Genomic DNA, 25,526 nt, shown 5'->3' with positions numbered 1-25,526 from the left:
CTGAATCGATGCATTGTGATTTTGCGGTTCAGTTTCCGTTGCTTTGCTTATTTCAAAGTTGGGGAAGAATGTTTTGCAATGTTTGAAAATTTAAAGTAAAAGAATTGTAAATAATTATTTAATTTAAATCATTGCAAATCAAATATTTGTAAAACTAATTCATTCTTCTGTGTGGTATTTCGGATTGATTTTTGCTTAAATTTTACAAATCAAAACCCAACTTGATATGTCTAAAACTTTTTCCAAAATCAGAAACGCGATAGAATTATTTAAATCCATTGATTTTGATCAGCTCAGCGAAATTTCTCAAAAGGTTAATCTTCCCAAACTCATGGAAAACTTTTCCAAACTGGATGATAAGCAACTCAGCGGAATGATGAAAATGCTCGACCCGAATAAAAAAACACGACAACTTCCACCCATCGATGGAGATTTCTACGATGTTTATCATACTTTAACCCCTGAGCAAAGGGAGGTTCAGCAAAAGGTCAGAGAATTTATGGAAAAAGAAGTCAAACCTTTGGTGAATCATTATTGGCTTCGTGATGAATTTCCACACGAATTAATACCAAAATTTCAAAAATTAGATATTTGCGGCGTAACGTATGAAGGGTATGGTTGCAAAGGAATGCCTTTCTTAATGGAAGGAGTCATCGCTATGGAAATGGCGAGAATCGATGCCTCGATTGCAACTTTTTTTGGAGTGCAGTCTGGTCTGTCGATGGGATCCATTTACATTTGCGGTTCAGAAGAACAGAAGCAGAAATGGCTTCCTCAAATGCAGAAGTTTGAAAAAATCGGTGCATTTGGATTAACTGAACCTGAAGTAGGTTCCGGTGCTGCTGGTGGTTTAACTGTTACCTGCAAGAAAACTCCGGAAGGCTGGATTTTAAACGGACAGAAAAAATGGATAGGTAACGCAACATTTGCAGACATTATCATTATTTGGGCCAGAGATTTAGACGATGGTGAAGTGAAAGGTTTCATCGTTGAAAAAGATAATCCAGGATATTCTGTTGAGAAAATCAGAGGAAAAATGGCATTGAGAATTGTTCAGAATGGTTTGATTACGTTAAAAGACTGTGTCGTTACAGAAGAAAACCGTCTACAAAATGCCAATTCCTTCAAAGACACTGCAAAAGTTTTAAGAATGACAAGAGCCGGCGTGGCCTGGATGGCAACAGGATGCGCGCGAGGTGCTTACGAAAGCGCACTGGAATACACCAGAACAAGAGAACAGTTCGGAAAACCGATCGCTTCATTTCAAATGATTCAGGGGCATTTGGTGGAAATGCTTTCCAACCTAACAGCTATGCAGACGATGGTGTTCAGACTTTCTGAAATGCAGGATGAAGGAACTTTAAAAGATGAGCATGCTTCATTAGCCAAAGTCTTCTGTACGATGAGAACAAGAGACGTTGTTTCCCGAGCGCGCGAAGTGATGGGCGGAAATGGAATCCTGCTTGAATACGATGTGGCAAGATTTGTCGCCGACGCTGAAGCAATTTATTCTTACGAAGGAACTAAAGAAATCAATTCGCTGATTGTCGGAAGATCGATTACAGGATTTAGCGCATTTGTATAAAGGTCAATGGTGAATGGTCATTCGCTTCGCTTGTCAATTTGAAATTCACTTGCGAAGCAAAATTCACTATTCACTATTCACTTTTTTATTTCACTAATGCTTTATATTTCTCTTTATTATCAATAATCATCCAAAGATTAATGACAAACAAAATACCCGCGATAGACATTCCTGTTGTGGATTTGTCTATGGTGAAAACGTGAAGAATAATTCCGACCATTACCGGTAAAATAACGATGGCACCCAAGGCTCTTGTTTTCGGGAAGATAAATAGCAATCCGCCAATAATTTCTACCGCTCCTACCAGAGGCATCAGCCAGTGTAATTTGTTGAAGGCATCAAAGATTTTCAGCTGTTCCGGTGTGATTTCCGGCATTGGCATGTAGTGAAGAAACTTGTCTAAGCCAGCGTTGGCAAACATCAGCCCAAAGAGAAGGCAGATAATAAATTTTATGATTTTCATGATTGTTTATTTTAAATCAAATTTAAACAAAATTTTAATTCGAAAATTTCATAACAAAACTCATATTTTAATTTTCATTATTTTTAATTATTCTAATTAAATTTGTAGTAGATTTCACAGAAAAAAAAATGCCATCAGAAACTAATCTACCTTTTTTCAAAAACGAAAATATCTCCGTACACATTGGTGGATTAGATAATGAATACCAAATCGAAACTGAAAACTGCTTCAATCTTGTATTTTTCCTGAGCTCCAATATAAGTCTGGAAGCAGATGATATTCATTCTGAAATTTCGATTCAAAAAAATTCTTACATTCTTCATTATAGTTTCTCTAAAAAAACCGCGAAACTAATTTCTACAAGTACTTTTGCAATGGAATTTCTACATTTTCAGTTTGAATATTCCTATATTTCGAATCTTTTGGATCCTCAGGAAAGTAACGAAAACAAAAGCATTTTGGACAGAATGATTAAAAATCAGTTTATATTATTAAATCATTCAGAACCTCCAAAAATCACTGTAGAAATGCACATGATTATTAAGGAAATAACAGAAAGTTCTAAAAAAGGGGTTTTACAGAAACTCTTAATTGAAGCCAAAATTATAAAACTTCTCATGCTTATTTTTGAGCAATTCAGCGAATCTAAAAACATTTCTACTACTGAAAATACTGCTCAGATAACAAAAAGTTTCATTGATAAATATTACACACAGCAGATCAGCACACATGATATTGCACTACAATTGGGTTTAAATGAAACTAAAATAAGGTCTGAATTTAAATCTGAATATAAAATTACAATTTCAGAATACATCAATGAACTCAGAATGTTGAAAGCCAGAAAAATGATTATTGACAGAGAGTTTCTCATCAAAGAAATAGCATCGGAGTGCGGCTATGAGTACGTACCCAATTTCAGCCGTGCATTTAAAAAGAAATATGGAATTTCACCTGATAAACTGAGGAATATTTAAATAAAAAGAAAAACCACCGTAAAAAACAGTGGTTTAAATATATGTTGTTTTGCTTTGATAGTCCTTTTTCCGAATTCAGGGGAAAAAGAACTGACAATCAATTAATGATGTCCGTGACTTCCGTGGCTATCGTGAACAAAAGGACCGTGACCTTTAGGTGAGTTGTAAACAACTTCTACACCTTCCTGCTCATAAAGCATTTTGCTTCTGATTTTTTCAGGGTCGAAAGGCTTTACTTTTCCGAAATATTCTTTCAAACCTGCTGTTAACCAAAGTGGAATGATAAAACCGAAAAACATTATAATACACCAAAACCCGACAAGCAACATACATACGAAGTAAACTGTCCAGATGAATTGGTAAAACGGCCAAAATGCTGATAACATCATGATTCTTTTCTTAAAGATTTACGCAAAAATAGAACATTTTTACCTCTTAGGCAAAAGATGAAAGCTGATTTTTGCTATTTATTTTAAATTTAAACTAATTAATGCGCCAAATTTGCGAAGAAATCATTCCCTTTATCGTCAGTTATAATAAATGCCGGGAAATCTTTAACCTCAATTTTTCTTACCGCTTCCATTCCTAATTCAGCGAAATCAACCACTTCCACAGACAGAATATTGTCTTTTGCCAAAATCGCCGCCGGTCCGCCGATTGAACCGATATAGAAACCGCCGTATTTATTACAAGCATTAGTTACATCAGCAGTTCTGTTTCCTTTTGCCAGCATCACCATACTTCCGCCGTGACTTTGGAATTCGTCGACATAAACATCCATTCTTCCTGCAGTCGTTGGCCCGAAACTTCCTGAAGCCATTCCTTCCGGTGTTTTCGCAGGTCCAGCGTAATAAATCGGGTGGTTTTTGAAATATTCAGGCATTGGCTGTCCTGCATCCAATAATTCTTTGATCTTTGCATGAGCAATATCTCTCGCAACAATTAAAGTTCCGTTTAATTTTAACCTGGTTTTAATTGGATATTTTGAAAGTTCAGCTAAAATTTCAGGCATTGGCTTGTTCAGATCGATTTCTACCGCTTCTTCCAAATGTGGCGGCGTTGCAGGTAAAAATCTTTTCGGATCCTGCTCCAATTGCTCTAAGAAAATACCGTCTTTAGTGATTTTTCCTTTGATATTTCTGTCAGCTGAACAGGAAACTCCCATCCCAACAGGACAAGAAGCTGCGTGACGGGGCAATCTGATCACTCTCACATCATGCGTTAAATATTTTCCACCAAACTGAGCACCAATAGCACTTTCCTGGCAGATTTTCTGAACTTTTGCTTCCCACTCCAAATCTCTGAACGCCTGTCCTGCTTCATTTCCTTCAGTCGGAAGATTGTCATAATATTTTGCAGAAGCTTTTTTCACTGCAGCCAAATTCGCTTCAGCTGAAGTTCCACCAATTACCAAAGCCAAGTGGTAAGGCGGACAGGCCGCTGTTCCCAAATCTGAAATTCTCTCTTTCACGAAAGCTTCAAGAGATTTTTCATTTAATAAAGATTTCGTTTTTTGGTAAAGGAAGGTTTTGTTGGCAGAACCTCCACCTTTTGTTAAAAATAAAAATTCGTAGTAGTTTCCTTTTTTAGCATAGATGTCAATCTGCGCCGGAAGATTTGATCCTGAATTTTTCTCATCAAACATCGTCAGAGGAACGACCTGAGAATATCTTAAGTTTCTTTTTTGGTAAGTATTGTAAATTCCTTTGCTTAAATATTCACCGTCTTCTACTCCGGTGTAAACGTTTTCACCTTTTTTTCCCATCACGATTGCTGTTCCGGTATCCTGGCAAGAAGGCAAAGCTCCTTCAACCGCTACCGCAGCATTTTGAAGTAAGTTGTAAGCAACAAATCTGTCGTTATCGGTTGCTTCAGGATCATCAATAATTCTTCCTAAACTTTCCAAATGTGAAGAACGAAGCATGAAAGAAACGTCTGCCATAGCTTCCTCAGCCAACAGTTCCAAACCTTTCGGATCAATGGTTAAGACTTCTCTTTCCCCATGTTGCTCCACTTTCACATAATCTGAAGTTAATTTTTTATAAACCGTATCATCTTTCAAAATTGGATACGGATCCTGATATTTAAAATCCATTTACTTTCTATTTTCGGTGCAAAAATAAAACATCGTGCAAAAAGCATGAGCAAAATCAGCGATTTAGGCACGTATTTATAATGATTATAAATTGCGAGGTTTTCAAGTAATGAGTAATTTTATAGAGCAAATTTTCATCATAAAACAAATAGAAATTTTCGGTGTTTTTGTCATTCCGTAGGAATCTCAGCAAAGACTTTAATGTAAATAGTTCAGATTCCTTCGGAAGGACAAACCTAATGGATAGTTTGATGGCTAAAATTTGTGATTAAAATTTAATAAACAGAAAAAATAATATCAATCACTATGAATTACAGAATAGAAAAAGACACCATGGGTGAAGTGCAGGTTCCTGCAGACAAATTTTGGGGCGCACAGACAGAGCGTTCAAGAAACAATTTCAAAATCGGTCCGGAAGGCTCTATGCCTCATGAAATTATCGAAGCATTTGCTTATTTAAAAAAAGCTGCGGCCTACACGAACACTGACTTAGGAGTTTTAGATGCAGGGAAAAGAGACATGATCGGAAAAGTTTGTGACGAAATACTGGATGGAAAACTCAACGATCAGTTTCCTTTGGTGATCTGGCAAACCGGCTCGGGAACACAATCGAATATGAATGTGAATGAAGTAATTGCCAACCGATCTCACTTTAACGCAGGTGGAAATTTGGGCGACAAAACTGAAGTTCACCCGAACGATGATGTTAATAAATCTCAGTCTTCCAACGATACCTATCCAACCGCGATGCACATTGCTGCCTATAAAAAAGTGGTTGAAGTTACCATTCCTGCGGTTGAGAAACTAAAAAATACGTTGAACGAGAAAGCTGTTGCGTTTAAAGACATTGTGAAAATCGGGAGAACGCATTTGATGGATGCTACCCCATTAACTTTAGGTCAGGAATTTTCAGGATATGTCGCTCAGTTGAATTATGGAATTAAAGCTTTAAAAAATACATTGCCTCACCTTTCTGAACTGGCTTTGGGAGGAACTGCAGTAGGAACCGGTTTGAATACGCCTCAGGGTTATGATGTAAAAGTTGCGGAATACATTGCAAAATTTACCAACCTCCCTTTTGTAACAGCAGAAAATAAATTTGAAGCATTAGCCGCTCACGATGCAATCGTCGAATCTCACGGAGCGCTGAAACAACTGGCAGTTTCACTTTATAAAATCGCTCAGGATGTTAGATTATTGGCTTCCGGACCTCGTTCTGGGATTGGGGAAATTCACATTCCGGAAAATGAGCCGGGATCTTCAATTATGCCGGGAAAAGTAAATCCTACGCAAAATGAGGCGTTGACAATGGTGTGTGCTCAGGTTTTAGGAAATGATACGACGATTTCTTTTGCGGGAACTCAGGGGAACTACGAACTGAATGTTTTTAAACCGGTAATGGCTTACAATTTTTTACAGTCGGCTCAGTTGATTGCTGATGCGTGTATTTCATTTAATGATCACTGTGCCGTTGGAATTGAACCGAATCATGAGAGAATTAAAGAATTAGTTGATAAATCTTTGATGCTGGTTACAGCCTTGAACACGCATATCGGTTATGAGAACGCTGCTAAAATTGCAAAAACCGCTCACAAAAACGGAACGACTTTAAAAGAGGAAGCGATTAATCTTGGTTTTGTTACTTCTGAACAGTTTGACGAATGGGTGAAGCCTGAGGATATGGTGGGAAGTTTGAAATAATATATTGCTCACAGATTGCACAGATTTTCACAGATTTTCACAGATTTTTAATCTGCATGATCTGCTTGAGATGAAAGCATTATAATATTCAAATATTCAACAGATTTTTCTACCTTCACCTCTGTGCAAATCCGTTAGATCTGTGAGAGATTTAAAACAAATAATTGATAAAAACTCCGTGGAAATAAATTTCTACGGAGTTTTCTGTTAAATATAAATGTGAAAAATCTTACCAGCCTAAAGCAATTCCGAAAACCAAAGCTTTATCGTTTTCAAAATAAGAATCTTTGAAGAAATTGCTGAAATCTCTTTTAACGAAAACACTCAGATTGTCATAGGAAACTGTGAACTGAGCCCCATAAACAAAAGGATTCACCTGATAATTTGAACGGTCTCTGAAACTCTGACTGTCTCCTTTAACAATATTATTCGTTGACATTCTTACGCCTCCATACACATTCGCAGTCATTCTCAAACCATCTGAATATGGTCTGTACTGTACATCCATTCCGGCATTTTTAATTTTAGAAAAATTATACTGAAAACCAAAAGGTACCATCAAATAACCTGTTCTCAATTTAGATTTATCTAAGCTTCCTTCATATTTTGCCAACATCACATCACTGTTCTGTTTAGCGAAAATCATATTGTTGTCCGGACGAACTGTTCTCCATGAGAAACCTAATCCTGAAATCAATCCCCAAGGGCTCGTTCTGCTGAACTGGTAATTGAATTTTAACCCGAACTCAAGATTGTTTGCGTAACCCAGGTTTTTATCCAAATCATTATCCGGCTTGTCATTCGTCAATGTCATAATTCCGTAAGCGAAATATCCTTCAAGGCTTTTTGTGGGACGGTATTTCTTAAGCAATTGTGCTTTCAATTCTTCGTTTGAGGTTACATCAGAATTCAGAAGAGAATATCTTACCTGCTTTTGAATGACCTGATCCAAATCAAAACCCAGGGCTTCAATTTTTGTGTCTATTTTATCTGAATAGCTGTCTGCAATTTGTGCTTTCTGTCTGTCGAATTCAGCTTTCTCTAAATTTTTGGCCTGAAGAGTCGCCAATTCGCTTTCCATTAACTTTTTTTCTTCCTGAATAATTCCGTTGATTTTCGCAGCGTATTCTTCAACTTTCTCTTTAACGATCGGGCTTACCGTGGTATCTTCTTTAGACTGAAGATTGATTCCCAATGTTTTTTTCTGTGCATTAACTGAGTTGGCAACAAGGCACAACATTCCTGTGATGATAAATTTCTTAATCATAGTATTATTATTTTTTAGTTTAAAATTGAATTATTTGTTGTTCAGATCGATGGTTGCAACGTTGCTTCCGTCTTTAGATTTTTCGATGACTTCCTTATGCTCGATTGAGAAAAGCAAAGTTGAAGGATCAACATATCTTTTTTTCTTTTTCACCTGTACAGAATCAGATTTTGCGATGATTTTAGCAGGTGAATTCTGAATGATCTGAGAAGCGACCTCAGAAGGATTTTCTTTGATGAGAGGCAGATTGCTTTGAGTCTGAATTTCCTGTGCAGCATTTTCCTGCAACGGCTGGTTCTTTACCTGAGTCAGTTTTTCCTGATCTTGATCTGTAATGATTTCCTGAGAATTGATGATTTCGGGTTGAGCAACAGTTTCAGATTCTAAAGAAGGTGTTTTTACCGCTTCAGCCATCTGTATTTTGGGATCATCATCATTATTCAAAAAAAGTACTGCTCCCAAACCGAAGATTACAACAAAACACGCAGCCAGATAAACCCAGTTAAATTTAGATTTCTTAAAACCGGAATTGTCAGTCTGAGCCTGAATTTCTGCCCACAAATCTCTTGAAGGAGTTAGCTCTCTTTCATCGATTTGTTTTTTGATGTTTTTTTCAAAACTATTATTAAACGAGTTCATTTTTCAGTTGTTTTTGTTGTTGAAAGTAAATCTTTCTTAATTTTTCTTTTGCTCTGAAGAGTTGGGTTTTGCTTACTGCCAAGGAAATGTTCAGCGTATCTGCGATTTCCTGATGCGAATATTCTTCAATCACATAAAGATTGAAAACCATTCTGTACGCATCCGGAAGCTGATCTAAAAGTTCCTGAGCATTAAAATCAAACTCAAATATCTCTTCCTGCAAATCTTCCAAAACAGAAGCGTGAACGTCATCGAGGTAGAAAACCGTCTTGCGGCTTTTAATAAAATTGAGACATTCGTTGACTACAATTTTTCTCGCCCAACCTTCGAAGTTTCCTTCTCCACGGAAGCTCTCAATGTGTTTAAAAATCTTGCAGAATGCTTTTATCACGCAGTCTTCAGCCTGATAAATATCGCTGACGTAGGTTTTAGCCACACTCAGGAATTTCTTTACACTCTGATCATAAAAGGTTTTCTGCGCAGCCGGATCCTGCCTTTTGAGGCGGCTCAGCAGATCATCTTTTTTATTTCCAAACAAAAGCTTCATGGTTTATTCTATTTGACTTCGTCGAATCTTCGATTTCTATACTAAAGACAGCAAAAGTTTAAAATGGTTACAATATTTTTTAAACTTTATTTAAATTTTTCGTAACCTACTGAAAATGAATGTTATATTTTTTGAAATTATTTTAAATATTTCTGATATGATGCACCGATTATGTTGATGTCGCCCTTCCAGGGCTTTTTGAAAAAATTACATATTAACATTGGGCTGCACCCAATGCTGATGATGAAGCCCTTTCAGGGCTTAATTTTACCGTTGAAATCTTTTAGATTTAATCAAAACGTTCCGCCCGTATTTTCTTCTGGTAAATCCTCAGAAACTACAGGCGCCTCAACAACAACTTCATGTTTTGCCGAGTTGACCTGATCTTCAAAATACTTTTCAAGATCACGTAAGGTTTCGGGAGTGGTTTGGATATCACGTACGACTTCGCCTTTATTCACAACCACAATTCTGTTGCAGACTTCTGTTGTATGAGCAAGATCGTGGCTTGAAATTAAAAATGTCACCCCATTTTCTCTTGCAAAATCACGGATCATATTTTTAAGTTTGATCTGCGTGGAGGGATCAAGATTGGCAAAAGGCTCATCCAGAATAATGATTTCCGGTCTACCAATTAAGGATCCAACAATTCCTACCTTTTTCTGATTCCCTTTTGAAAGATCACGGACGTATTTTCCTGCATTGACAATTTCGCCATTAAATAAATCATGGAACTGCTTTAAAAACTCATCTACAGAAGCTTTATTTTGACCTCTCAGTTCGCCGATAAAATAGAAATATTCTTCTGGAGTCAAATATCCAATTAAGAAAGTTTCGTCGATGAATGCTGAAACTTTATTTTTCCATGCTTCAGATTCATTTACTTTAATGTCATCAACGCTTACAAATCCTGTTGTAGGCTGAATTAAATCAAGTATTAAACTGAAAAGTGTTGTTTTTCCAGCACCATTGTTTCCGACCAGGCCGAAAGTTTCGCCTTTTGTAATTTCTAAATTTTCTATATTGAGAACGGTTGCTGTTCCGTATGTTTTCTTTAAATTCTGTATTGTAATCATGTTGTTCAATGTTGGGTGTTTGATGTTTAATGAAGGATGTTAAATAATAAATTTTACATTTTAATTCCCATGGGTCTTACCCACGGCTACTTTTGTTTGACCCTTTCGGGTCACCTAAGTTTTCTTTAACAAACTTGGCTCTTTTCCCTTTTTACTTGGTTTTTTCAATTTAATCTTTCTTAAAAGCCTCAATCGTACTGTATTTCTCGGTTTTATAAACTTTAATAATGATATCGAAGATTTTTTCGCGGAAAATAAATCCTAAAAGACCCAAAACTGCGATGCTGGTTACCGCTGCAGTAATTCCGAAGAAGTAGAAGAAAATCCCGTAAACAGCCATTGGCAAAAGCATTTTTGGCACCATCAGAATAATCGTTTTAAAAGTGAATGTATTTTTTTGCCCAACTCTCTTTTCTTTTGAATTTAAATCGATGAGGTTTTTATTGTAAGCGCCCGACAAAAGGGTAAACTGTGAGTTGACACCGATATTGTAAATTCCCGCCGCAAAAAATGCGAGGTAGACATCCCATCCGAAGTATACGTAGAATAAGGCCAAGACGATAGAAAAGACCGTTACAATATTCATGAGCCACCATTTGCCTTTGATGTATTCTTTATACGGCACGTTGAGCGTCATCATCAGAGGATAATAGGCACTGTCGAACGCAGGAACTCTCCCTCCGAAAGTAAACTGAAAACCTCCGGTTACAAAAAGTCCCATAAACATCAGCGCTGCAGGTGTCTGGTAATATTTATTGGAAAACATCAGCAAGCCGTAAAACACAAACATGAAACTGCCTATCACAACACCTTTGGTCACCTTGTTTCGCTTCAGCATTTTGATGTCATTGTTGATAAAGGTTCCGATAGCTCCGTATTTGTTCAGGAAAGCGATGTTTTCGGTTTTTCCGATTTCTTTTTTAGCTTCAAGACCTTCATCAAGATAAAAACCTTTTCGGATGTAATTAAAGGTAATTTTCCACAGACCAAGGAAAAGCACAACAGGAACTACCGCAAAATAAGGTCGTTCGTACAAATTATAGAAAAGCTTTTCTGAATAAGATAAAATAGGGACAATTTCGTAATAATTTAAAGCAGCAAAAACTGCAACGAAAATGCCGACACCGATCGCCACACTTTCTTTATCATTAAATAAAAGATTGATAAAATTATTAAGATAAAACAGAGAAGAAACTCCTATAAACCAAGTGAAAACCCCAAGAAAACCGTAACCGTTGAAAACTAAAATTCCACAGAATGTAACCAAAAATATGGAATTAAACCAACTCAGCGGCGTAAGAAAAGTTTTAATTAAAGTATAATTGACAACAACTTTTTTAGGAATATTCTGGGTAAGAAAAGGCTTGATATTCTGCGTGGGAATCTGTTGAATCATGTATTTGAAAACCAAATCTATAAGCCAGCCAATAATCAGAAAACGTGAAATTATTTTCAACGGATCCTCATTCATTTCTTCCTGTACATAGAAATAGGCAATGAAAGACATCATTGCAAGCCACAAAACAAAGAAACAAATCCCGACGATTCTCAAAATCTTCATAGCCAGATTAATCCCGACCGAAGAACCTCTGAAAAAACTCTTCCACTCCAGCTTCAGAAACCTTTTAAACATAGTTTACTTTTTTACATTAGTAAATATAAGGCAGTTTTTGTTACAAGTTTGTCCTGAAACAGGGATTTTAATTGGATTTTTATGAGGAATGTATTGTGGAATATTAATATAGCATTACCAATTTTCAAAATCAGATTTTTGGATTTCGTCATCCGATACATAATTAAATTGCTCAACCAAGTCAGCTTCGATAAAGGTTTGATTCTTTGGATTGACAATTAATTCAATAATATCATCTAAAATTTGGTATTTATCGGCAAATTTTGCGTTGATTTCATCTACCATATTGATATGAAAATATGCTAAGTTGAATCTTGGGCTACATTCCAGCCATCCGGAATTGAATTTTAAGAGCTTGGTAATTTGGATTTTATAATTTAACATTTTAGGAAAAATAAACAAAATTTCATGTCGCCGTAGCGGTTCGATATATTCTTTATCCAACATTTTGTCTAGTATAAATTGATGTACAAATTCTGTTGTCTGATTTGAGATTTCCCAATCCAAGTTTTCATAAAAATTCCCATTCAGGACTTGAGCGATTTCGTCTCGCAAAGAAATTACCGCATTCTGTTTTCTTAAGCCAAAAGCTCCAATTAAAATATCTATTTGCTTAAGTCTTAATAAAGCTGACTCATTATTCTCCAAGGATTTGTAATTCCACAATTCCTTATCAGGTATCATTTCAATGAATTCAATGATTTTCTCAATTAAATCAATACCTTTAATCATGAACTTAAATAGTTTTTTCTAACCAATCAACTCCTTCGCCTGCGCCAAAGCGGCTTCTGTAATTTTACTACCCGAAAGCAACTGCGCAATTTCATTCAATTTATCTTCGTCAGAAAGAGCAACGATGTTGGATTGCGTTTTACCGTTGACATCCTGCTTAACCACTTTATAATTGTCGTTTCCTTTTGCGGCAACCTGTGCGAGATGAGAAATAACGATCAGCTGCATATCTTCAGACATTTCACGCATCAGATTTCCGATTTCTTCGGCTACTTTTCCTGAAACTCCTGTGTCGATTTCGTCTAAAATTAAGGTTGGAAGTTCGTCGCTTTCGGCAATAATTTTCTTTACAGCGAGCATCACTCTCGACCTTTCCCCGCCTGAAACCGCAGTTTGGATCGGTCTCAGCGGAAATCCTGAATTCGCCTGAAACAGCAGCTGAATATTTTCTTTTCCAAAGGAATTAAAATCGAGTGAATCCTGAAGATCAATTTCCACTTTGGCTTTTTCAAGACCTAATTTTTTAAGCAAACCTTCAGCTTTAGAAATAAATGACGGCGTGCTTTTCTTTCTTTTATCCGAAAGTTTTTTTGAAAGATCTGCAAGTGTTTTTTCTTTTAAAATAATATTTTTCTCAATCTGATCAATCAGTTCTTCAAGTTCGGAAGCACCTTTTTGTTCGCCGGCCAGCTGATCTCTGATTTCCTTCAAACCTTCCACATCAGAAACGTTGTGCTTGATGAAAAGTGTGTTGAGTTTATTATTAAGCAGACCTAAAAGCGCTAAATTTTTAGGATTGATTTCAATTTTTTCAGCTTCATTTTCCAGTTCGGAAATAATATCTTTCACTTCTACAAAAGAAGTTTCCAGTCTTCCGTCGAGTTCTGCAAAACTTTGTGAAACTTCGGCAATTTTGGAAAGTTTATTTTTCGCTTCATTAAAAAATGAAAGAATCCCCAATTCTTCCTGATGAAATCTTGAAAGAATCTGAGCGAGATTTTCTGAAATCATCTCCGCATTTTCCTGTACTGAAAGCTGGTTCTGAAGTTCTTCAAAATCTACATGATCGAGATCAAATTCTTCCAGTTCATTTAAAAGAAAGGTTTTATAATCGCTTTCTTTATTGTTTTCTGAAAGCTGGGTTTTATATTTTTTAAGCTGAAGCTGAAGACTCTGAAAATCTGAAAATTCTTTCTGATATTCTTCCAGAATACTTTTATTCCCGGAAATACCGTCGATGATTTTAAACTGATATTCTGAAGTAAATAAATTTGAAGTTTCAAACTGAGAATGAATGTCTACCAACTGCGAAGTAAGTTCTTTAAGGATATCCAGAGTTACAGGAACGTCATTGATAAACGCCCTTGATTTTCCTGAAGGCAGAATTTCCCTCCTGATGATTGTCTGATGCTCGTAATCGAGATCGTTCTCGATGAAGAATTTTTTGAACTGATTGTTTAATGAAAATTCAGTTTCTACAACGCTCTTTTCTTCCGCTTTAGAAATAGATTTCAGATCGGCTCTTTCACCCAAAATCAGGCGCAGTGCACCGAGGATAATAGATTTTCCTGCACCGGTTTCTCCGGTAATGACCTGTAAACCTTTATTTAGATTAACTTCGAGCACATCGATGAGTGCAAAGTTTTTGATATAGATTCTGGAAAGCATATTTCTGAAGTCTGCATTAATACTGCAAATATAAATTTTAGTAATGACAACTCAACAATTATGCGAGTGGCGAAAATTTCTGTTTCAAATAATTTTTTTAAAATCATTACAGAAATTTTACCATTAAGACAGCTAAGTGATTAAGGAAAAAGCATCTTAGAGTTGTTAGATTTACGAGATAAAATACATTAAGCTGAATGCATTAATAATCTGATAACAAACATCTATTTCCACTTATTCCATTTCGTTTCGGCGAACTTGGGAGCAAATGTGGTCATCAGCTGTTTCAGATCAGCAACATTTACACCTCCGTTGTTGCTGGAATTGAAAATATTGTAGATCTCATCGCTTTTGTTATCCATGAAAAGATTGAAAAAATAATTCTGCTGGAAGTTGTTTTCATACATTTTCAACTGCATCAGCGTATCAAAAAGAATCTTTTTGCCCTGACTCTGATCCTGATTGAAAAGATTATCCAGACCTGCTCTGTGATAGGTATATATCGTCGAACGAAGCTGGTTCATGTTAGGATTCAAAATTTCTCCTATTAAAATGGTGCGGCTTCTCGGCTCATTAATCTGATTCCAGCCTTCATAACCTCTGTTTTGTGCATTTTGTGCGATCTGCTGAGCTTTTGAGAAATACTGTGTTCCTCCGTTAGACTGAAAACTGTCGGCATCATAACCTAAAATTACATAAACGTAAAAACTAATCACATCAATTAAATTTTTCCCTGAAAACTGTCTTTCATTGAACACAAGATTTTCATTTTCTACATATTCAAATGCAAATTTTGTATCCTGAAGATTAAGTAACGGAGATTCGTAAGATGAGTTGAAAACCGGTCTTACAGCCTGCACTACAATACTACCTTTATATCTGTTCCCATCTCTTTCGCTAAGAACGAGAGAGAAATTTGATTTGATTTTTTCGAAATTCTGAAGTTTTTTACCCGTCCAGCTGGTGTTGTTGATAAAGTCTCTTAAACTTTTCTCTAAAGCCTTAAAAGCCTGCTGATTGCTCCCCTGAATCTGCTGTGTATTGACTTGTACGGTCGCAAGAATTTCCTGCGCAAACGATAAGTGAGAAATTAAAAGCAAAAAGAGTATGATGTATTTTTTCATTTCTAATAGTAAAATTGAGAACGGAAATTTATTAAATTTATTTTAAATATTGATTCTCAATGAAGTCGAGAATATCAATTGCAACAGAGTCTTTCGATTTCAGATCAAATTCAACCTTTTTAGTATTGGTGAAAATTCTGATTTTATTGGTGTCATTTTTAAATCCAGCACCCGCATCGCGAAGAGAATTCAAAACAATCATATCAAGATTTTTCTTGTGAAGTTTCCCAATTGCATTTTCTTCTTCATTTTGAGTTTCCAAAGCAAAACCTACTAAAAACTGATGTTTTTTCTGCTCACCCATTGTTTTGAGAATATCGGGATTTTTGATTAATTCAATTGTAAAACTTTCGTCATTTTTCTTAATTTTTTCTGAAGCTACCACTTTTGGCGTGTAGTCTGCGACGGCAGCACTTGCGATGCCGATATCAACGGTATCATAAAATTCAAAAACCTTATCGAACATTTCTTTTGCCGAAGTCACTTTGTGGATTTCAATATTTTTATTTGAAACTTTTTCAGAACTCGGTCCGGAAACCAGAATTACTTTTGCGCCACGCTTTGCTGCTTCATCAGCCAGAGAATATCCCATTTTTCCTGAGGAATGATTTCCTATAAACCTTACAGGATCGATGGCTTCATAGGTTGGCCCCGCTGTAATCAAAACAGTTTTGCCTGCCAATGATTTATTTTGATTTAAATTAAAAAATTCTTCAGCAATTCTTGCGATCGTTTCAGGTTCGGCCATTCTTCCCTGACCTACCAATCCGCTCGCTAATTCGCCACTTTCTGCAGGAATAATGATGTGACCAAAACTTTCTGCAAGATCAAGATTTCTCTTTGATGACGGATGTTTATACATATCCAGATCCATCGCTGGTGCGATAACAACAGGGCACTTTGCCGACATATAAGTTGCAATCACAAGATTATCGCAAATTCCGTTAACCATTTTAGCTAAAGTATTCGCCGTGCAGGGTGCAACTATCATTAAGTCTGCCCAAAGTCCCAAATCTACATGGCTGTTCCACGATCCGTTTTCGCCATAAAAATCGCTGTAAACAGGCTTTTTAGATAAAACTGAAAGACTGAGCTTGGTGACAAACTGTTCTGCATCAGCCGTCATAATGACCTGTACATCTGCTCCTTTTTTCATCAAATCCCGAATCAAAAAATGGATTTTGTAAGCTGCGATGCCGCCGGAAACTGCAAGTAGGATCTTTTTCCCTGAGATTGCCATTAAAATATTTTTAAAGTACTAAAATACTTATTTTTTGGTGAACGACAGTGGTGTAAACAACAAAGGTCATAAAAGAAAAATTCTTCTATGACCTCTGTTTATAAAAAACACATAATATTACTTTCTTTCTTCAGTTTTTCTGAAGTAAACGTCTCCGTTTAACCATTCTTCAATTGCAATTGAAGTTGGTTTTGGAAGTTTTTCGTAATGCTTAGAGATCTCAATCTGCTCTCTGTTTTCGAAAACTTCTTCCAGAGTAGAATTGTGCACCGCAAATTCGTCCAGCTTATTGTGAAGTTCTGTACGGATTTCTGCATTGATCTGCTCTGCTCTTTTGCCCATGATAACAATCGCCTCGTAGATTGATCCTACTTTTTCTTCAATCTTATCTTTGTTGTAAGTAATAGTATTTACTTCTGCTTTTGTATCTTTTACGCTCATTTTGAGAAAATTAATTTATTTTTAAGATGGCAAATGTACGACTTATCTTTGGATTTTGAAAGTAGCTGCGGGAGGAGGTGTCTGCAACACTGCACTGTCTCTTCTCATTTGGTTTGCCTGCTTTTCGTTTTCCATCTGATCTTTCATCTGCTCTTCAGTTTTTATCTTTTTCGCTTCCTGATCTGCAATTCTTTTCTGTCTTTCGTTCAGCAATGCGATTCTCTCATCATTCTCCTTCTTTACTACAACGAAATTTTTCTTTTCTCTTTCCAATTTACCTCTTAAATCAACCGCGGTTTTAGCGTATTCTGTATTCGGAAGTTCTTTTTCAACCTGTCTTGTAAAAGCCAAAGCACTTTCAATACGCTCGTCTTTCAGATTATAATTAGAACCCATTGCCAAAGAATAGCGTGCATTCATCATATAATCATAGATTTTCGGACGGAGTTTTGTACTTGGGAAATCTTCCAAAACATTTTCAAATGCCACACCGGTAGATTTGTAATCTCCCATTTTGTAGTAGTGTTTTGCATTTTCGAAAGCTTTAAACTCAAGTTTGTAAGTAAGCTCATCAATCATTGTGTTGATGTTTTTGCCTCTTTCAGAATCCGGATGGTTGGTTAAGAAATCCTGAAGTTCGTTAATTGCCAGTTCTGTACTCGACTGATCCAAGTTGTAATCCATCGATCCGTTGTAGTAGCACAATGCAGACATATACGCAGCCTCTTCTTTTCTTGGATCCTGCGGAAAGCTTACTGAGAAATTTTTAAACTGATGACCTGCCAGTTTATAATTTTTATCATAATAATTGGCATACGCCGAATTGAAAACCACATTCGGTGCATCATCTGTACCTGCAACAAGATTGGGAAGTCTATCGTATAATGCCAATGCATTCTTCCATTTCTTTTTAGCAAAATTTTCGTTGGCAGTTTTCAGGATAAACGTTTTATCCGCACTGGTTAATGCTTTTTGCTGAGTGCTTTTACAGGCAGCAAGTACCGCTACAGCGAAAATACCTAAAATATACTTTTTCATAAGGAATTCAACAGATTCGGTATTTTTCCGAACTTTTAATTTGCAAAAATAAAACTTTTTTTGCAAAAGACTTTTTTTTATGATTATTTAACGTAAAATTAGTCTGTAGCGTATCCTAAAATAGCAAAAACCGACATTAATGTATTCACTCTTACCTTTTTTTCAGCTTCTTTGTCGTAAGAATCAGAATCTTTGTGTGGAACATAGAGCTCGTAGAAATTTTTATTTCTGATTACAAATAGTGTAGCTCCGATAATCACGGTGAGAAGATCTTCAGGTTTTGGAGTAAAAGTAAAAACACCCGAGGCAACCCCTTTTTTTGTCACTTCGTCAATTTTTCTAACAAACAGCTGATAGCAGTCCAGAAGTTCATTCTTCACCTGATCAGAATGTCTTAGCTCCTGAGTAACGAAGCCGTGAAAATAATTATACTTAAAAAGTTGAGAGATGATAAACTTTACCATTTCCTTCATCTGCATTTCAGGCTTGCCATCTTTGATCGTATCTGCAAATTCTGAAAAATTCTCTCTCGTCTTCAAAACTCTGTACTGATAGAGATATGACATCATTTTTTCTTTGGAGCCAAAGTAATACGAAATCATCGCAACATTGATATTCGCTTTAGAGCAAATATCCCTTACAGAAGTGCCTTCATATCCCTTTCTGGCAATAAGTTCTTCAGCAATATCTAAAATATGGATCTGTTTTTCCGTAAACTTTTTCTTCATAGAAACTGACTTTGCCTTAAAGTTATGAAATTTTTAACAAAATCCATAAACAGCCGTTTGATAATTTAAAACATAAATTTGATTATTTTTGAATATGTCTTACTTCGATTTTCATCATCATAAACAAAATTTTGCCAACGGAATTTATAATCTTGAGCTGTTTCAGGCAGTTCCGGAAATGCCTTTCTCTGCCGGAATTCATCCGAAGGATATTGATGAAAATAAATTAAGCCTGCAAATTGAATGGCTGAAAGAAAGTATAAATGAAAACTGCTTTGCCATAGGTGAATGCGGTTTAGACCCGATGGTTTCGGCGACTGCTGAAGTTCAGAATAAAGTTTTTCTGGAACAGATTAACATCGCCAATGAATTAAAAAAACCTTTAATCATTCACTGCGTCAAAAGATTCTCTGAACTGATTCCTTTCAGAAAAAAATCTGAATTTCCGATGATTCTGCATGGTTTTAATAAGAAACAGTCCGTTGCAGACAGCCTTCTGTCGAATAATTTTTACCTGAGTTTTGGAAAAGCAGTTTTGTATAATCTATCTTTGCAAAATACTTTAAAAAACGCTCCTTTAGATAGACTGTTTTTAGAAACTGATGATGCAGATTTCAGTATTGAAGAACTGTATCACAAAGTTTCGGAAATAAAGAATATATCGACAAAAAATCTTCAGGATCAAATCTTTGTTAATTTAGAAACGATAAAAAATGGATAAAAACTGGCTTGAAAGAACAGAACTTCTCATCAAAGAAACAGGTTTGGAAAATCTTCATAATTCCAACGTTTTGGTTGTAGGACTTGGCGGTGTAGGATCTTTTGCAGCAGAATTTCTGGCCAGAGCCGGTGTGGGAAATATGACAATCGTAGACGGCGACACCGTAGATATTACCAATATCAACAGACAGTTACCTGCGCTGCATTCTACCATCGGAAAACATAAAGTAGAAATTGTAGGCGACAGACTTTTAGACATCAATCCTAAACTTAATCTTATCCGGATAAACGAATTCCTGAATCCTGACCGTATGGACGAAGTTTTTGACGGAAAAAATTTCGACTACGTTTTAGACTGCATCGACAGCATCACACCAAAACTCGCTTTAATTATTGCCGCGAAACGCAGAAAAATAAAAGTAGTAAGCTGTATGGGAGCGGGAGGAAAATCTGATCCTTCCAAAGTTATGGTGCGTGACATCAGCAAAACCCAGCACTGTCATCTTGCAAGACAGATCAGAAAGAGACTGAAAAAAGTAAAAATTGACAAAGGAGTACGCTGCGTTTTTGCTGACGACATACAGGATGAAGACAGCTTAAAAATGACTGACGGCAGCAACTATAAAAGATCATTCTACGGAACCATCAGCTTTATGCCTGCCATTTTTGGGCTTTACGCCGCTTCAGAAGTAATTAATCATCTGGTTAAAAAGACAGATTCCGGTGATGAATAACTTTAAATATCCGGCCGCTGAGAAGCTGAAAGGGAAAAACGACATCAGTTTACTTTTTGAAAAGGGAAAATGGCGGACTTATGGTAATTTACGAATCATTATTCTGAAAAATAAAGAGACCCAACCGATCTCTGAACTGAAATTCGGAGTTTCTGTATCAAAGCGATACTTTAAAAAAGCCGTTGACAGGAACCGTTTCAAAAGACTTCTGCGGGAATGTTTCCGTTTAAACAAAGATCTGTATAAAGAAGCTTTTGGAGATTTATCCCACGCTATGCTTTTTTGGGCATCTTCAGAAAAAGCTGTGGGATACAGAGAAGTTGAAGAACAGTTTATAAAACTGTGTCAGGCTCAGCGTAAGAAATAAATCTTTCTGCAAAAGATTTTCAGAGTAAGCATCTAAAATTTCATTAAATTTAAACTTCACAAATCTGAAAATAAAATGCTTGACAATATTCCCTACTTTCCATATATCGTGAGTGCCTTTTTTGGCATTGGTCTCGCTGCTGCAACCGGTTTCAGGGTTTTTCTGCCTTTGTTTGCAGTAAGCCTTTCTTCCTATCTTGGCTGGATCCCGATGAGCGAAAACTTTGAATGGCTCGCAGGTCTTCCCACATTAATTATGACCGGAATTGCCACTGTTGCAGAAATTCTCGCCTACTACATTCCTTTTGTAGATCACTTGCTGGATTCCGTGGCCATACCGCTTTCTACGGTGGCCGGCTCGGTTTTGTTCGCGAGTCAGTTTGCAGATCTCGGGACTTTTCCGCAGTGGGCACTGGCTATTATTGCGGGAGGAGGGACGGCAGCAACCATCAGCTCAGGCTTTGCAGGATTACGTGCGGCTTCCACAGCCACTACAGGCGGAACCGGAAATTTTATTGTAGGAAGTACCGAAACTGCAGGCGCAGGATTTATGACGGTTGTTTCGATGCTTGCACCTGTTATCGCTTTTATTTTAAGTATTATTATAATTATCCTGATTATAATCGGAGGAAAAAAACTGATAAAAAAGTTTTTGGCCCGTCGCCAAAAATTGAGAAATTAAATTTCTAATATTTCAAATTTATTCTGATTATTTGTTCTTTTGTCTTAAAACAAAAGAACCAAAAGTTCAAGACTTGGAAACTTTGGCTAAAATTTCGAAAAATTTCCTAAAATCTCCAAAACTCGGGCGGAAACACGTTTTTGGTTATGAAAAAATATTTTTGCCGCCACTCAAACAGTGGAGATTTCTTAACGAAAATTATTCGAAATTTCTTAACGCCGCTGTTTCCTATGTCACTCAAAACAACACGTAAATACCACTATAATAAATGGCGAATGGTTAAGATTTTATTTGATATATTCAATCTACTAAAACGAAATAAAAAAACAGATCGGAAATGATCTGTTTTTGCTTTTACTATCTACCTCTGGTGTCTTTTACCTCCTGAATTTTTTCTTCAAAGTAAGATTTTTTATCCGGATGTTTTCCAATTAAAATCTGGTATGCCTGAATCGCTTTTGAGTAGAGCTTCTGCTCAGTATAAAGCTTTGCCAGTGTCTCTGTCATCAGGTGTGAAATATCGTCGTTGCGTTCTTTTATCACAAAACTGCTTTCGTCTTTCAGCTGACTGATTTTAGGATTATTTTCAATGAAAGCTTCGATTGCTTTTTCCTTGATTTCAATTTTTTCCTTTTCTACTTCTGCTGTCCTGTCAATTTTCAGCCAGCTTTGCCAGGTATTGATAAAACCAGGAACGTTGCTGTCTAAAATAGAAGGAATCTCGCGTTGATCCGGTTTGGCTTTTGGCTGAGGAGAAGGTTCAGGCGTAATTTCCGGCTGGGCTTCCTCTTCGCTTTTTTGATTTGATTTGATGAATGATGAGATATCACTCCCAAAAAAAGAAACGTTAAAAGCCGGAGCACTTTTTTCATCTTCTACATTTTCCTCAGCATTTTCTGAAACTTCTTCGGTTTCCGCTTGCTCTTTATTTTCGGTATTAACTTCCTGTTTTTCTTCGGCATGAACAGCATCAGGTGCCTTTTCTTCTACGGAAAGCTCTGGTTTTTCAGCCGGTTTTTGTTCAACATCTTCAGTCTTTCTTCCGATAGAGTAATCCAGAGTATTTACCTCGAAGGACATTGGTTTCCAGGAAGTTGAAGGTACAGTTTCGGACTCAGTTTCTGTTTCAGATGACTGAGAATCCGTTTCTGTCTGAGCAGAAATTCCTTCATCATCCATCGAAATTTTGTCTTCATTTAATTTCTTTTCTTCCTCATTTTCAACAACTTCCGGTGACTGAGCTGCAACATCAAAAGACTGTGTTTCCGCAAAGCTGATTTCAGAATTTACAGTTTCCTGTTCTTTTTCAGTCGCTTTTTCGTCCTTCGGTACATCTTTTTTAGCTTCCTTCATTTTCAGCTCCACCTGCTCAATCAGGCGGCGCATTTCCTCTTCATATTTATTTTTTGAAGGTGTATTCTGTGCCGGGATTTCCTGCTGTACGGTAGTTTTTGCTTCCATTTTAACTTCAGGAAGGAAAGATTCGGTTCCGTGAAAACTCAACTGAGAATCATCTTCGACCTTTTGTTTTTCATCATCAGATTCAATTTTATCTTCAGAAATAATCGTTTCAGAACTAAAATCGGTCTGATTCTGAACCTCATCCTGAGAAACCTTTTCCGCTTCTTCAACGTTCTCTTTAATTTCAGTCTGTAAAGGTGCTATTTCCTGAAAACTTATCGCTTTATCTTCCGCGATAACTTCCACAGCTTCCTCTAAATTACTGTCAGGTGAAACTCTGATTTCAGACTGATTAAAATTAATTTCCGTTTCTCCAACCTCATCCGCTTTTTCTTCCACATCACCCATTTCATGATTTTCTACTTCTGATTTATTGGCATCAGTTTCAATTTTATCATCAGAAACATTTGTTTCAGAACTGAATTCTGTTTTGGTATTAAGCTGATCTTGAGAAATAGTTTTCTCTTCCTTATTTTCAGTTTCTAAAGGTATAATTTCCTGAAAACTAACCGCTTTTTCTTCCGCAACAATTTCACCTGCCTTTTCAAAATTATCTTCCGGTGAAACTTTTATTTCAGACTGATTAAAATTGATTTTCGTTTCCTCAGCCTCACCTTTTACTGATTCTGCATTAGGAATTTCAAGCTTTTCAATTTCAGATTCATCCACATCAGCTACATTTTCTTTTGATTCTGAACCTGATTCGTTTTCTTTAATCTCAGAACTAAGGTGATCATCAGTTTTAGCTACTTCTTCAGTATTTGGCTTTTCTTCGAATATCACTTCACCAGGCTGATATGAAGCCTGAGAAGCATCGAGTTTTTCTGTTACCAAATTTCCTGATTCCATGCTGGATTCGAGATCAATTTTCAGTGTATTTTCTTCGTTGAGAAAGTTTTCTTCACCTTCGAAAAGAATTCTGTTTCTCTGGCCTTCCACTTCTACCGGCTGGTTTGAAACTTCCGGCTGTGGCTGTACAGCGGTGTATGGTGATTCTTCAGTATTTACCTCTTGCTTTTCTTCGGGACGTTTCAGCGGGAAGCCTCCGTTTTTCGGAGCGTAAGCGGGATAGGCTTTTTTATTTTCAGTAATCTGAGAAACTTTTGACAAAGGAATATCTGCCTTTTTTGTTTCCAAATTACCGTTGATGAGATGGTACAGATTTTTCTTATCTGTAGTGTAGGCAGCAGTTTTAGAAAGTTCTTTCTGATAATTTTCCGGTTCATAAAGGTGTACACCATACAGATGTAGAGCACGCACATTTTGAAGATACGGAAATTCCTGTATCTGATCTCTCAGAATCTGAAGATCATCATTCTGAATATTTTTGGGCTCAATTAAAAGCTCTAAAACTCTAGTTTTCATCTTACCAGTTTGCTACAATATCATTAAAAATCTTGTTGATAATTCTCTCAGTTACCAATCTCACCTGCGACGCTTCGATATCTGCCTGCGAAAGATCGCTGTTGAAGGCTGCCTCATCCATGTACGTTCTGTCGAAACTTAAGTCTGGGTGCAGTTTGTTTTCGTAATGCACTTTGATTGTAATCGTAAGTTTATTCTGCGATTGCTGAATGGTACCGGCCGACGTCTGCTGCGTAGTTGAGCTGATGTTGGTAGGCATGATCGAATAATCTGTAATCTCACCTTCAATTAAAATATCGGGGTTTGATTTTGTTCCTTTCAAAGTAGTTCTCTGTAAAAATCTGTTTTGAATATCTGTGGAAAACTGTTGCGAAAGCGTAGGATTTACCAACGGAGCATTGTTTGGAAACTCGTTGATCTGCACCGTTTTTTCATCTTTCAGGGATGAACCTGTGAAGCTGTAGCAGGAATTCAGCAAGCTCACAGATATGAATAGTAAAAATAGATTTTTAAGAGAATTCATTTAATTTAAATTTAAAATTTTTCCTGGATGCCAATCTCGGTAATTTCGTCGTGATCAATCTGCTGAAGGGCGTCTTCGTAAGCAAAATAATTGGCAACGTAGACAAAGGGCATGGTAGCGAACAAACCGATACCACAGGCAAGAATACCAGCATATAATATAATAACCAAAACAAATGAAAAAAGGAATATTGAAACCAAATTTCCTTTGGTCATAACTTTTGAAACATTCCATGCTGTCTTGATATCTGTTACGTCTTTTAAAGAAATCAGCGCCGGAATGTAAAATCCTTTTAGTAAAAAATAAATTAGAGCTGCATAACCCATCAACATAAATGGAAAAAATAAAAATCCTATCCATGGAGACGGCTCATCACCTTGGGTGTACGCAATCATCGGCATTAAAATTATAAACGGAATATAAAGAACCAACATAGCTCCCACTAAAATAAGCTGAAGAATAAAATAAGGCATAAATTTATCGAAATTGAAAATATCACTCGGACTTGCCTGTTGACCTTTATTCAGTTTTCTTAGATACTGATAAAAATTTCCGGCACCAAGCATTCCGCAGAAAGGGATAATTCCCATCACGAAACAACATAAAAATGCAAGGAATATGTTCCCAAAATCTTTTTTTAGAAGTTCAAATCCTTTGTTGATGTACTCGCCGAATTTAAAATTAATTGGTTTTGCGGTAAAGTTTAAGTTCATATTTTTTG

General features: G+C 36.5%; 25 protein-coding genes. 7 read left to right on the top strand and 18 right to left on the bottom strand.

The window, feature by feature from the left end:
* The first annotated feature begins 226 nt into the window (after window positions 1–226).
* Window positions 227–1,585 (top strand): acyl-CoA dehydrogenase family protein, encoded by a 1,359-nt coding sequence (locus tag IC610_RS12615; RefSeq protein ID WP_191737177.1) that lies wholly within the window; start codon window positions 227–229, stop codon window positions 1,583–1,585.
* 85 nt (window positions 1,586–1,670) lie between these two features.
* Here the strand turns inward: IC610_RS12615 and IC610_RS12610 are convergent, their stop codons facing one another.
* The gene (locus IC610_RS12610) at window positions 1,671–2,048 is read right to left on the bottom strand and encodes a MauE/DoxX family redox-associated membrane protein (protein ID WP_191737176.1); all 378 of its coding nucleotides are present in this window, start codon (window positions 2,046–2,048) and stop codon (window positions 1,671–1,673) included.
* 128 nt (window positions 2,049–2,176) lie between these two features.
* Here IC610_RS12610 and IC610_RS12605 point away from each other — a divergent pair, with 128 nt between their 5' ends.
* The gene (locus IC610_RS12605) at window positions 2,177–3,025 is read left to right on the top strand and encodes a helix-turn-helix transcriptional regulator (RefSeq protein WP_191737175.1); all 849 of its coding nucleotides are present in this window, start codon (window positions 2,177–2,179) and stop codon (window positions 3,023–3,025) included.
* Window positions 3,026–3,126: 101 nt separating this feature from the next.
* Here the strand turns inward: IC610_RS12605 and IC610_RS12600 are convergent, their stop codons facing one another.
* On the bottom strand, window positions 3,127–3,414 hold the full coding sequence (locus IC610_RS12600) for a hypothetical protein (RefSeq protein ID WP_191737174.1): 288 nt from the start codon (window positions 3,412–3,414) through the stop codon (window positions 3,127–3,129).
* Window positions 3,415–3,512: 98 nt separating this feature from the next.
* A complete protein-coding gene (locus tag IC610_RS12595) occupies window positions 3,513–5,120 on the bottom strand; it encodes a fumarate hydratase (RefSeq protein ID WP_191737173.1) in 1,608 nt (535 codons plus the stop codon).
* A 306-nt stretch (window positions 5,121–5,426) separates the two neighbouring features.
* On the opposite strand from IC610_RS12595, the gene fumC reads away from it, so the two are divergent.
* Complete coding sequence (gene fumC, locus IC610_RS12590) at window positions 5,427–6,821, top strand: class II fumarate hydratase (protein ID WP_191737172.1); 1,395 nt, start codon at window positions 5,427–5,429, stop codon at window positions 6,819–6,821.
* Window positions 6,822–7,050: 229 nt separating this feature from the next.
* Here fumC and IC610_RS12585 read toward each other — a convergent pair whose 3' ends face one another.
* From IC610_RS12585 to IC610_RS12530, 12 genes are all read right to left on the bottom strand, one after another.
* A complete protein-coding gene (locus IC610_RS12585; RefSeq protein ID WP_191737171.1) occupies window positions 7,051–8,088 on the bottom strand; it encodes an outer membrane beta-barrel protein in 1,038 nt (345 codons plus the stop codon).
* 30 nt (window positions 8,089–8,118) lie between these two features.
* Entirely contained in the window at window positions 8,119–8,727 is a 609-nt protein-coding gene (locus tag IC610_RS12580) for a hypothetical protein (protein ID WP_191737170.1), read from the bottom strand.
* Window positions 8,714–9,274, bottom strand: coding sequence for an RNA polymerase sigma factor (locus IC610_RS12575; protein ID WP_191737169.1), 561 nt, complete (start codon window positions 9,272–9,274; stop codon window positions 8,714–8,716). Before IC610_RS12575 ends, IC610_RS12580 begins: the two co-directional genes overlap by 14 nt.
* Before the next feature lie 293 nt (window positions 9,275–9,567).
* On the bottom strand, window positions 9,568–10,350 hold the full coding sequence (locus IC610_RS12570; protein ID WP_191737168.1) for an ABC transporter ATP-binding protein: 783 nt from the start codon (window positions 10,348–10,350) through the stop codon (window positions 9,568–9,570).
* A gap of 169 nt (window positions 10,351–10,519) precedes the next feature.
* The gene (locus tag IC610_RS12565; protein WP_191737167.1) at window positions 10,520–11,983 is read right to left on the bottom strand and encodes a DUF5687 family protein; all 1,464 of its coding nucleotides are present in this window, start codon (window positions 11,981–11,983) and stop codon (window positions 10,520–10,522) included.
* A gap of 114 nt (window positions 11,984–12,097) precedes the next feature.
* On the bottom strand, window positions 12,098–12,715 hold the full coding sequence (locus tag IC610_RS12560; protein ID WP_191737166.1) for a hypothetical protein: 618 nt from the start codon (window positions 12,713–12,715) through the stop codon (window positions 12,098–12,100).
* Window positions 12,716–12,733: 18 nt separating this feature from the next.
* A complete protein-coding gene (locus IC610_RS12555; RefSeq protein ID WP_191737165.1) occupies window positions 12,734–14,383 on the bottom strand; it encodes a DNA repair protein RecN in 1,650 nt (549 codons plus the stop codon).
* Window positions 14,384–14,607: 224 nt separating this feature from the next.
* Window positions 14,608–15,507 carry a type IX secretion system protein PorD gene (gene porD / locus IC610_RS12550; protein WP_191737164.1) on the bottom strand — a complete coding sequence of 300 codons (900 nt, stop codon included), beginning with the start codon at window positions 15,505–15,507 and terminating at the stop codon, window positions 14,608–14,610.
* A 37-nt stretch (window positions 15,508–15,544) separates the two neighbouring features.
* Window positions 15,545–16,747, bottom strand: coding sequence for a bifunctional phosphopantothenoylcysteine decarboxylase/phosphopantothenate--cysteine ligase CoaBC (gene coaBC / locus IC610_RS12545; RefSeq protein WP_191737163.1), 1,203 nt, complete (start codon window positions 16,745–16,747; stop codon window positions 15,545–15,547).
* 117 nt (window positions 16,748–16,864) lie between these two features.
* Window positions 16,865–17,188, bottom strand: a complete 324-nt coding sequence (locus IC610_RS12540; RefSeq protein WP_191737162.1) for a DNA-directed RNA polymerase subunit omega — start codon at window positions 17,186–17,188, stop codon at window positions 16,865–16,867.
* A 42-nt stretch (window positions 17,189–17,230) separates the two neighbouring features.
* On the bottom strand, window positions 17,231–18,226 hold the full coding sequence (locus tag IC610_RS12535; protein WP_191737161.1) for an outer membrane protein assembly factor BamD: 996 nt from the start codon (window positions 18,224–18,226) through the stop codon (window positions 17,231–17,233).
* 98 nt (window positions 18,227–18,324) lie between these two features.
* Window positions 18,325–18,954: a TetR/AcrR family transcriptional regulator gene (locus IC610_RS12530; RefSeq protein ID WP_191737160.1), complete on the bottom strand. Its 630-nt coding sequence runs from the start codon at window positions 18,952–18,954 to the stop codon at window positions 18,325–18,327.
* Window positions 18,955–19,048: 94 nt separating this feature from the next.
* On the opposite strand from IC610_RS12530, the gene IC610_RS12525 reads away from it, so the two are divergent.
* From IC610_RS12525 to IC610_RS12510, 4 genes are all read left to right on the top strand, one after another.
* Window positions 19,049–19,675 (top strand): TatD family hydrolase, encoded by a 627-nt coding sequence (locus IC610_RS12525; RefSeq protein WP_191737159.1) that lies wholly within the window; start codon window positions 19,049–19,051, stop codon window positions 19,673–19,675.
* Window positions 19,668–20,408: a tRNA threonylcarbamoyladenosine dehydratase gene (locus tag IC610_RS12520; RefSeq protein WP_191737158.1), complete on the top strand. Its 741-nt coding sequence runs from the start codon at window positions 19,668–19,670 to the stop codon at window positions 20,406–20,408. Before IC610_RS12525 ends, IC610_RS12520 begins: the two co-directional genes overlap by 8 nt.
* Window positions 20,401–20,775, top strand: coding sequence for a ribonuclease P protein component (gene rnpA, locus IC610_RS12515; RefSeq protein WP_191737157.1), 375 nt, complete (start codon window positions 20,401–20,403; stop codon window positions 20,773–20,775). The genes IC610_RS12520 and rnpA overlap by 8 nt, the downstream gene beginning before the upstream one ends.
* A 75-nt stretch (window positions 20,776–20,850) precedes the next feature.
* Complete coding sequence (locus tag IC610_RS12510) at window positions 20,851–21,456, top strand: DUF4126 domain-containing protein (RefSeq protein ID WP_191737156.1); 606 nt, start codon at window positions 20,851–20,853, stop codon at window positions 21,454–21,456.
* Between the two features lie 357 nt (window positions 21,457–21,813).
* Here the strand turns inward: IC610_RS12510 and IC610_RS12505 are convergent, their stop codons facing one another.
* From IC610_RS12505 to IC610_RS12495, 3 genes are read right to left on the bottom strand one after another with little or no spacing between them, the layout of a single operon-like run.
* The gene (locus IC610_RS12505; RefSeq protein WP_191737155.1) at window positions 21,814–24,282 is read right to left on the bottom strand and encodes a midas domain-containing protein; all 2,469 of its coding nucleotides are present in this window, start codon (window positions 24,280–24,282) and stop codon (window positions 21,814–21,816) included.
* A gap of 1 nt (window position 24,283) precedes the next feature.
* On the bottom strand, window positions 24,284–24,805 hold the full coding sequence (lptE, locus tag IC610_RS12500; RefSeq protein WP_056082774.1) for an LPS assembly lipoprotein LptE: 522 nt from the start codon (window positions 24,803–24,805) through the stop codon (window positions 24,284–24,286).
* A gap of 11 nt (window positions 24,806–24,816) precedes the next feature.
* Window positions 24,817–25,518 carry a spermidine synthase family protein gene (locus tag IC610_RS12495; protein ID WP_191737154.1) on the bottom strand — a complete coding sequence of 234 codons (702 nt, stop codon included), beginning with the start codon at window positions 25,516–25,518 and terminating at the stop codon, window positions 24,817–24,819.
* Window positions 25,519–25,526 lie beyond the last annotated feature (8 nt).

Origin of the sequence: Chryseobacterium caseinilyticum (genome assembly GCF_014837145.1) — a bacterium.
GTDB lineage: Bacteria > Bacteroidota > Bacteroidia > Flavobacteriales > Weeksellaceae > Chryseobacterium > Chryseobacterium caseinilyticum.
The sequence above is the reverse complement of the archived record's forward strand: the minus strand, read 5'-3'. Positions and strand labels throughout refer to the sequence as shown.